The sequence below is a fragment of the Trinickia sp. genome (assembly GCF_051961175.1).
Classification (GTDB): domain Bacteria; phylum Pseudomonadota; class Gammaproteobacteria; order Burkholderiales; family Burkholderiaceae; genus Trinickia.
The window spans coordinates 1-3515 of record NZ_JBQCDN010000340.1 but is presented as its reverse complement, the minus strand read 5'-3'; the positions used below and the strand labels follow the sequence as shown (position 1 = coordinate 3515).

Annotated in this window: 3 protein-coding genes; all 3 read right to left on the bottom strand. The window is 64.8% G+C overall.

Annotation, left to right across the window (positions count from 1 at the left end):
* On the bottom strand, positions 1–1112 hold a 1112-nt coding region (locus ACTHL0_RS20130; protein ID WP_440568646.1), incomplete at its 3' end, for a DegT/DnrJ/EryC1/StrS family aminotransferase.
* Positions 1113–1224: 112 nt separating this feature from the next.
* The gene (locus tag ACTHL0_RS20125) at positions 1225–1596 is read right to left on the bottom strand and encodes an SMR family transporter (protein WP_440568645.1); all 372 of its coding nucleotides are present in this window, start codon (positions 1594–1596) and stop codon (positions 1225–1227) included.
* A gap of 37 nt (positions 1597–1633) precedes the next feature.
* Positions 1634–3370 carry a glycosyltransferase family 39 protein gene (locus ACTHL0_RS20120; protein WP_440568644.1) on the bottom strand — a complete coding sequence of 579 codons (1737 nt, stop codon included), beginning with the start codon at positions 3368–3370 and terminating at the stop codon, positions 1634–1636.
* Positions 3371–3515: the final 145 nt, after the last annotated feature.

The following is a 3515-nucleotide window of genomic DNA, read 5'->3' as shown; positions in this document are numbered from 1 at the left end:
ACGCGCGCCACATCTTGCCCGGTCATCAGCGTGAACAGCGGCAGCGTAACCGTCGTCGCGCCGAAGCGCTCGGCATGCGGGAACATGCCAGGCGCGAACCCGCGCGCGCGGTAGAGCGTAAATAAATGAATCGCCGGGTAGTGCACGCCCGAGCCGATCCGGTAGTCGTCATGCAGCTTCTGCATGAAAGCGGCGCGGTCGATCGTCAGGCGCTCCAGGGGCAGCGTGATCTGGAACATATGCCAATTGCCGTTTTCGAACTCGGCCGCCGGCAGGCCGACGCCGATTGCCGCGGCCGCGCCGCCTTCGAACCCGTCGAAGTAGGCGCGCGCGAGCGTCTTGCGCTGAGCCAGGAAGCGCTCGATGTGCGCAAGCTGGCCCAGGCCGACGCGCGCCGCCACGTCGGTCAGATTGTACTTGCCGCCGAGGAGGTCGCAGTCCATCCCGTCCAAACCTGTACGCGTCACACCTTGCAACCGGTACTTGCGCGCCAGTTCGGCTTCTTCCTCATTGTTGACGACGAGTGCGCCGCCTTCGATCGACGTCAAATTCTTGTTCGCGTGGAAGCTGAACGAAACGATATCGCCGAGTTTGCCGATGCGCTCGCCGCGCCAAGTCGAGCCGAACGCCTGTGCGGCGTCTTCGATGACGCGCAGCTTGTAGGCCCGCGCAATGTCGTAGAGCCGATCCATGTCGACGGGCAGCCCTGCGAGATAGACGGGGATGATCGCCTTCGTGCGCGGGGTAATCGCCTTTTCGAGCAGGTTCAGATCGATATTGCGCGTGACCGGATCGATATCGACGAAAACGGGTGTCGCACCCACTTCGAGAATCACGTTGGCGGTGGCGACCCACGATGCCGGGGTCGTGATGACTTCGTCGCCCATCCCCACGCCTGCGATACGCAGCCCGATTTCAAGCGTTGCGGTGCCCGAGTTGAATGTACGCACGGGACGGCCGCCGCAGAACGCCGAAAGTTGCGCCTCGAATGCCTGATTTTGCGGACCCGTCGTAATCCAGCCTGAACGCAACACGTCGGCAACGCCGGCGATCGTCTCTTCGTCGATCTCCGGGCGCACGAACGGCAGGAATGAAAGTGAGTCTTGGGTCATTGGGCTTCGCTCGAGTTTGGGTTGTGTCAGGGTGATGACGGCGTTCTTGGCGCCGAGGGCTTATAGATTGTTGCGATGCGTCGCGAAGCGTGATTATCGCTTCGCCGGCGGATCAGCTGCGTGCCAATACGACCACGCCCAGCAAAATGATGCCGATGCCGATGAGACGTTGCAGGCTCAACACTTCGCCGAACAAGTACCAGGCTGCGAACGCATTGACGACATACCCTAGCGACAGCATCGGGTAGGCGATCGATACATCGACGCGCGAGAGGCCGACAACCCAGACCGCCACGCTGATGACGTAGCAGGACAGGCCGCCGATGATCGGCAACTGCATGGCGAGTTTCAGGCCGATTGGCACAATGTTCGCACGGGTGAATTCGAAGTGTCCAACGGCGTTCACGCCGGCTTTGAGCAGCAATTGCGCGCAGGCGTTCAGGGCGACGCCCGCCAGAATACAAAAAAGAGAGATCGGGTTCATCAAGTTGGAAAAAAGGCCGTACGGGCTTCGGTTGCGATCAGGGTTTTTCGACAACGACGCGCCGCGCATCGCGCGCGATGACGCGCATCGGCACGTGTTGGGCGGCAAGTTCGGCGTACCGGTCGGGCCGCATCACGGCGAGGGCATGCGGATCGGCTTTCCAGCGCGCGATCCATTCGGGGATGGTCGGCACCCACTTCGCCGGCTCCTCGGCGACGCCGAACGCCAATTCGTCGGCGCTTTCGACCATGATTGTCGTGTGGCCGATATAGAACGGGAACGTGTGGTCGAGATAGCCCACTGAATAGACAGGCGTGTCGGCCGGCAGCCGGGCCAGTTCCGCCTTCACCGCGGGCGCCAGCAGGGCCCCGGAGCTCTGGCGCCCGAACACCTCGTGTCCGCAACCGGCGATCGTGCAGAGCATGACCCAAGCCGCGGCGAACACCGCGGCCGAGGGCAGGACACCACGCTCGCTGCGCCGCAGGACGGCCAGCGCGGCGAGCGTCAGGACGAACGCGACGCCGATCGCGGCCAATACCCAAACGCGGAATTCGCGATACAGCGCGTTGGGCGTGCGCGCGTCGCCGAAGCGGGCGATGAATACGGCACCGATGGCCGCGACGACAAGAAATACCGCGTAACCGGTGAGATGGCGGCGCCACGCCATGCGCGAGACGTGCGGCAAGTACATGCCGATGACGAGCGCGAGCGCCGGCGCGACCGGCAGCACGTACGAGACGAGCTTCGAGTGGGACGCGCTGAAAAACAGAAAGATAAAGACGGACCAGATGACGAGCAGCTTGCCCGGTGCGAATCCGTTCAATTGGCGAGGCTGCGCGAACGCGTAGCGAATGCTTTGCCAGCCGAGCGACAGCCAGGGCAGCAGGCCCACGAGCAAGACCCCGGCGAAGTAATAGACGGGGCCGGGCCGGTTTTGGGCGGGCGTCAGGTATCGATCGAATTGCTGAACGATGAAGAAGAAGTTGAAGAATTCGGGGTTGCGCTGCTGGACGAGCACGAACCAGGGGGTGGCGATCGCGAAGAAGACGACCAGGCCGCTAGGCAGATAGAGGCGCTTCCAGAGCGCCCAGTCGCGTTCGATCAGCGTGTAGATCACGAGCACAGCGCCCGGCAGCACGACGCCGATGAGCCCCTTGGACAACACGGCGAGCGCCATCGAGGCCCAGCACAGCCACATCCAGCGGCGCGCTTCGGGCGCGCCGACGCCGACGCGCTGCGCAAGAAGCATCGCGCACAGCGTGACCTCCATCCACAACGACAGGCCCATGTCGAGGGTGTTGAAGTGGCCCATCAACTGCCAGTAGGGCGCGCCGGCCAGGACGAGGGCGGCCGCGAAGCCGGCCGCCGGATTGATGAGGCGCGCCGCCGTATAGCCGGCGACGAGCACGCCGGCGAATCCCGCCAACGCCGTATAGAGCCGCGCCTGCCATTCGCCGATGCCGAACCAGGCGAACGTGAGCGCGTTCATCCAGGTTTGCAGCGGCGGCTTTTCGAAGTACTTGTAGCCGTTGTAGCGCGGCGTGATCCAGTCGCCGGTCACGAACATTTCGCGTGCCATTTCCGCATAGCGGCCCTCATCGCTCGGCACGAGATGGCGCCAGCCGAGGGGAATGAACCAGACGAGGGCGAGCGCCAGGACCAGCAGGGCGATCGTCCATCCGCTGACGGGCCAGCGCGTCGCGGCCGAGCCGGACAGCGAAGTGCTGTCGGATCGTACGGCGCTATCGGTGCGCGAGTAACGTTGAAGGGGCATAGGGCAGCGTGAAGTCTATCGGTCGGGGCTTCGGGGGGCGCACAGGCCGCGGGGGGGGGCGGCCCGCCCCCGCCCCCCCCGCCGGCGCCGCCGCGGGCCCGGGCGCCCCCCGGCGCGGGGCGGTTTTGGTGGTAGGGGGGGCGGG

Coding starts and splice junctions, on each gene's coding strand:
- ACTHL0_RS20125 (WP_440568645.1), bottom strand. CDS start 1,596: ATGAACCCGATCTCTCTTTTTTGTATTCTGGCGGGCGTCGCCCTGAAC.
- ACTHL0_RS20120 (WP_440568644.1), bottom strand. CDS start 3,370: ATGCCCCTTCAACGTTACTCGCGCACCGATAGCGCCGTACGATCCGAC.